At 56.3% G+C, this 5,014-nt stretch carries 6 protein-coding genes and 1 tRNA gene; all 7 read left to right on the top strand.

Annotated features, from left to right (window positions below; translation table 11 throughout):
* A partial coding sequence (locus HY028_08955) for an IS110 family transposase (protein ID MBI3344963.1) occupies positions 1 to 116 on the top strand: 116 nt, incomplete at its 5' end.
* Positions 117 to 335: 219 nt separating this feature from the next.
* Positions 336 to 410 (top strand) — tRNA-Val (locus HY028_08950).
* Positions 411 to 504: 94 nt separating this feature from the next.
* Positions 505 to 2,433 carry a threonine--tRNA ligase gene (thrS, locus tag HY028_08945; protein MBI3344962.1) on the top strand — a complete coding sequence of 643 codons (1,929 nt, stop codon included), beginning with the start codon at positions 505 to 507 and terminating at the stop codon, positions 2,431 to 2,433.
* A 154-nt stretch (positions 2,434 to 2,587) separates the two neighbouring features.
* Positions 2,588 to 3,103 carry a translation initiation factor IF-3 gene (gene infC / locus HY028_08940; GenBank protein MBI3344961.1) on the top strand — a complete coding sequence of 172 codons (516 nt, stop codon included), beginning with the start codon at positions 2,588 to 2,590 and terminating at the stop codon, positions 3,101 to 3,103.
* A gap of 75 nt (positions 3,104 to 3,178) precedes the next feature.
* The gene (gene rpmI / locus HY028_08935; GenBank protein ID MBI3344960.1) at positions 3,179 to 3,376 is read left to right on the top strand and encodes a 50S ribosomal protein L35; all 198 of its coding nucleotides are present in this window, start codon (positions 3,179 to 3,181) and stop codon (positions 3,374 to 3,376) included.
* Positions 3,377 to 3,387: 11 nt separating this feature from the next.
* Complete coding sequence (rplT, locus tag HY028_08930) at positions 3,388 to 3,750, top strand: 50S ribosomal protein L20 (protein MBI3344959.1); 363 nt, start codon at positions 3,388 to 3,390, stop codon at positions 3,748 to 3,750.
* 137 nt (positions 3,751 to 3,887) lie between these two features.
* Positions 3,888 to 4,904 (top strand): phenylalanine--tRNA ligase subunit alpha, encoded by a 1,017-nt coding sequence (gene pheS / locus HY028_08925; protein ID MBI3344958.1) that lies wholly within the window; start codon positions 3,888 to 3,890, stop codon positions 4,902 to 4,904.
* Positions 4,905 to 5,014: the final 110 nt, after the last annotated feature.

Genomic DNA, 5,014 nt, shown 5'->3' with positions numbered 1-5,014 from the left:
GCGGTAAATCAAAGATGTCGGCGCTCGGTGCGGCCATGCGTAAATTGGTGCACCTGTGCTTCGGGGTACTTAAAACCCAACTGCCTTACCAGGCAAATTATGCAAATCTCACTTGACGAGCGAGACGGTATCTACCTGACTAAATTAAAGGGGACGCGCACCTTTCCCAGGCTCGGGAATCAAGTGGTCTTCCGGATTCCGCTGTGCCGCATCCGGGCTATTTACTATTATTAAGGTTTGCATAGGGAAGAGAAACAGAGTCAGGCTGATTCCCCGTGCCGCGCGCGTATAAAGTTGAGTCGGCCAGCCTACTGGGCTAGAATTAGCACCTCAACAGGCGCGTAGCTCAGTGGTAGAGCACTACCTTGACATGGTAGTGGTCGGTGGTTCGATCCCACTCGCGCCTACCACTTAAACAGATACAAGATACAAGAGAAAAGTAAAAAAACACCATGCTCAATCTTATGGATTCTTGTATCTTGTATCTTTTCTCTTGTATCTGATATGCCGGTAATCACCCTCCCCGACGGCAGCCGCCGCGAGTATCCGCAGCCCATCACCCTTAAAGATGTCGCCGCCTCCATCGGTGCGGGCCTGGCCAAGGCGGCGCTTGCGGCGAAGGTGGACGGCAAGCTGGTAGACCTCTCGCACCTGCTCGACCACGATGCCAGCGTCGCCATCGTCACTGACAAAAGTCCGGAGGCGCTCGATGTCGTGCGCCACTCCAACGCACATCTGCTCGCGCAAGCGGTGAAGGAGTTGTTCCCCAAGGCGCAAGTCACCATCGGCCCGGTGATTGAAGACGGCTTTTATTATGACTTCGCCTTCGAGCACCGCTTTACTCCGGAAGACCTGGCCGCCATCGAGGCGCGCATGAAGGAGCTGGCGGACAAGGACTTCCCCGTGGCGCGCACTGTCATGCCGCGTGAGCAGGCGATCAAATTCTTTCGTGACATGGGCGAAGAGTATAAGGCGCAGATCATTGAGGACATTCCCACCGGCGAAGAACTCTCGCTATACAAACAAGGTGATTTCATAGATCTCTGCCGCGGCCCGCATGTGCCCAGCACCGGCAAGCTCAAGGCCTTCAAACTCACTAAGCTCGCGGGCGCGTACTGGCGCGGCGACTCGAAGAACGAGATGCTGCAACGCATCTACGGCACCGCCTGGCTCAACGAAAAAGACCTCAAGGCCTATCTGAACCGTTTGGAGCAGGCGGAGAAACGCGACCATCGCAAGCTCGCCAAACAACTCGGCCTGTTTCATTTTCAGGAAGAAGCGCCGGGCATGGTGTTTTGGCACGAGAATGGCTGGCGCATCTATCAAGAGGTCACGCAGTACATGGCCGCGTTGTGGCGCGAACACGGCTATCAGGAGATACGCACCCCGCAGGTAGTTGATCGCTCGCTATGGGAGAAGTCCGGCCACTGGGATAAGTTCAAGGAACACATGTTCATCACCGAGTCGGAGAAGCGGCTGTACGCGGTGAAACCGATGAACTGCCCGTGCCACATCCAGGTCTACAATCAGGGGCTCAAGAGCTACCGCGATTTGCCGCTGCGCCTGGCGGAGTTCGGCTCCTGTCACCGTAACGAGCAGTCCGGCGCGCTGCACGGCCTGATGCGCCTGCGTAACTTCGTACAGGACGACGCGCACATCTTTTGTACCGAGGCGCAGATGCAGGAGGAAGTATCAAACTTCATTGACCTGCTGCATCAGGTCTACGCCGACTTCGGTTTCAAGGACATCATCTACAAGCTCTCCACCCGCCCGGCGGATCGTATCGGCGCCGACGATCTGTGGGGCAAGGCCGAACATGCGCTGGAGCAGGCCCTCAACGCCAAACAACTCCCCTGGGATTTACAACCCGGTGAAGGCGCGTTTTACGGCCCCAAGATCGAGTTCTCGCTGAAAGACAGCATCGGGCGCGCGTGGCAGTGCGGCACTATTCAAGTGGACTTCTCCATGCCGGGCCGCCTCGGCGCGCACTACATCGCCGAGGACGGCTCCAAGCAGGTGCCGGTGATGCTGCACCGCGCCATCCTCGGATCGCTCGAGCGTTTCATCGGCATCCTCATCGAGGAATACGCCGGCGCCTTCCCCCTCTGGCTCGCGCCGGTGCAGGCGGTGGTCATGAATATTACGGACAGTCAGGCCGAATATGCCCAAAAATGCACCGAAATCCTGCAAAAACAGGGATTAAGGGTGAAATCGGACTTGAGAAATGAGAAGATAGGCTTTAAAATCCGGGAGTACACATTGCAACGTGTGCCCTACCTCCTGGTCGTAGGTGACCGGGAGACGGAAAACGCAACCGTGGCCGTGCGCACGCGAGGCGGCGAAGATCTGGGTCCGATGGCGCTGCATGCCTTTGTGGATCACAGCCGCACAGAAATCGCGCGCCGCGGTCGTTCGGGTACCTCTAAAATATAGTGGATTTTGACTTTAGGCAAGGCGTTGTCTGCGAAGAAGCGGAGTGTACACGCCAGTACATGAGCATTCTGAGCAGACAACAACGCCGCATAAAGACAAAAGACGCATTTTTAGAGGCGCCTGTTCTATTTTAGAGCCTCAAGGAGACTAGATTATCGTAGCTGACAGAGATACTCGTCTGAATGAAGCGATTACCGCCCCCCAGGTGCGGGTGATCGGAAGCGAGGGTGAGCAATTAGGGGTACTGCCTCTGGAAGAAGCGCAGAAACTGGCCTTGGACGCTGAGCTTGATTTGGTTGAGATTGTACCGAACGCCGATCCGCCGGTCTGCCGTGTGATGAATTACGGCAAATATCTTTTCGAGCTGGGCAAGAGACAACAGCAGGCCAAGAAGAAGCAAAAACAGATTCAGATCAAGGAAGTCAAGTTTCGCCCCACCACCGAAGAAGGCGATTACCAGGTCAAGCTGCGCAACCTGATACGGTTCCTCAATGAGGGCGATAAGGCCAAGGTCACGTTGCGTTACCGCGGCCGCGAGTTCGCTCACCAGGAACTGGGAGTCAAGCTGCTCAAGCGGGTTGAGGCCGATCTGGCCGATATCGGAGTGGTGGAACAATTTCCGAAGATGGAGGGGCGGCAGATGGTGATGCTGATCGGCCCTAAAAAATGAGAAGCGAAGTATCTCTGGCAAGTAGAGTGTAAAGCGAAGTTAATCTGAATAAAGAATTTCTGGAGTCTAACTGTAATGCCAAAATTGAAGACTAACAGCGGTGCGGCCAAGCGTTTCAAGCGCACGGCCTCGGGCGGGTTTAAACACGGCCAATCGCACCTTAACCACATCCTCACCAAGAAGAGCACCAAGCGCAAGCGTCACCTGCGCCATAATAATATGGTGGATAAATCTGACGTCCCCGGGCTGCGCCGTCTGCTGCCCTTTAGCTAAGAGGTGTTGTAATGTCTAGAGTAAAACGCGGCGTCACTGCTCACGCCAAACACAAAAAGCTTCTCGCACGAGCCAAGGGTTACTATGGCGCGCGCAAGAACGTCTATCGCGTCGCCAAGCAAGCGGTCATCAAGGCCGGCCAATACGCCTACATCGGGCGCAAGCAGAGGAAGCGCCAGTTCCGCGCCCTGTGGATCGTGCGCATCAACGCAGCCGCGCGCGAGTGCGGTCTGTCATACAGCCTGCTTATGAACGGTCTCAAAAAAGCCGTCATCGAGATTGATCGCAAGGTGCTGGCCGACCTCGCCGTCTTCGACAAGCCGGCCTTTGCGGCGCTGGCGGAAAAGGCCAAGGCCCACACCCTGTCGAACTGATACGGCGCTTTAGATCCTAGATCAGTCTAAAGAGACAGGGGAAAGGCCAAGGCCTTTCCCCTTTTTATTTTGCTGCACAGGGACGTGCGAATGTCGCGAGCGCATGGATGCGCAGGAGCGACTAAGGGGAGATCTTAGTGCAAGATCTAAAAAACATCGAAACCCTGGCCCAGAGCGAGATCGCTCAGGCGCAAGACTCGGCCGTGCTCGAGCAACTGCGCGTCAAGTATCTGGGCAAGAAAGGCGTGCTCACCGAATACCTCAAAAGCGTCGGCGGCCTCGCGCCGGAGCTACGTCCCCAGGCCGGCCAGGCCGTCAACCAGATCAAGGAGACGGTAAACCAGGCCCTGGCCGCGCGCCTCGCCGTACTGGAAGACGCGGAGCTCGAGGCAAGGCTGGGCTCCGAGACCCTGGACGTGACACTTCCCGGCAGGGGCCAGGTGACCGGCGGGCTGCATCCCGTCACACGCACCCTGCAACGCATCGAGGCGATGTTCGCCCAGCTTGGCTTTGAAACCGCCGAAGGCCCCGAGATCGAAGACGATTATCACAATTTCGAGGCCCTCAATATTCCCGCGCATCATCCGGCGCGCGCGATGCACGATACCTTTTATTTTGACGCCCATACCCTCCTCCGCACCCATACCTCACCGGTGCAAGTGCATGTCATGGAGCATCGCAGCCCGCCGCTGCGCATCATTGCACCGGGGCGCGTCTACCGCCGCGATTCCGATCTCACCCATACCCCGATGTTCCACCAGGTAGAGGGCTTTATGGTGGATGAACAGATCAGCTTCGCCGATCTGAAAGGGCTGCTGGACACCTTCCTGCGCAGCTTTTTTGAACAAGACTTGAAGACCCGTTTCAGACCCTCCTATTTCCCCTTCACCGAGCCCTCGGCCGAGGTGGATATCGCCTGTGTCATGTGCAACGGTGCGGGCTGCCGGGTGTGCAAACAGACCGGCTGGCTTGAGGTGCTGGGCTGCGGCATGGTGCATCCGAATGTCTTCAGCCACGTCGGGATTGATAACGAACGCTACACCGGCGTCGCCTTCGGTATGGGCGTCGAGCGGCTGGCGATGTTGCGTTATGGGGTGAATGATTTGCGCCTGTTTTTTGAAAACGATTTGCGGTTTTTGAAGCAATTCCAGTGAAACAGATACAAGATACAAGATACAAGTTACAAGTTAACAACTAAGGGATCTCTGATTTATTCATACTGAACCGCCAAGACGCCAAGAACGCCAAGATTTTTCCTTACAAT

This window comes from Gammaproteobacteria bacterium, from assembly GCA_016195665.1.
Taxonomy (GTDB): Bacteria; Pseudomonadota; Gammaproteobacteria; order SURF-13; family SURF-13; genus JACPZD01.
Note: the sequence above shows the minus strand (reverse complement) of the source record. Positions and strands in the feature narration are given on the sequence as shown.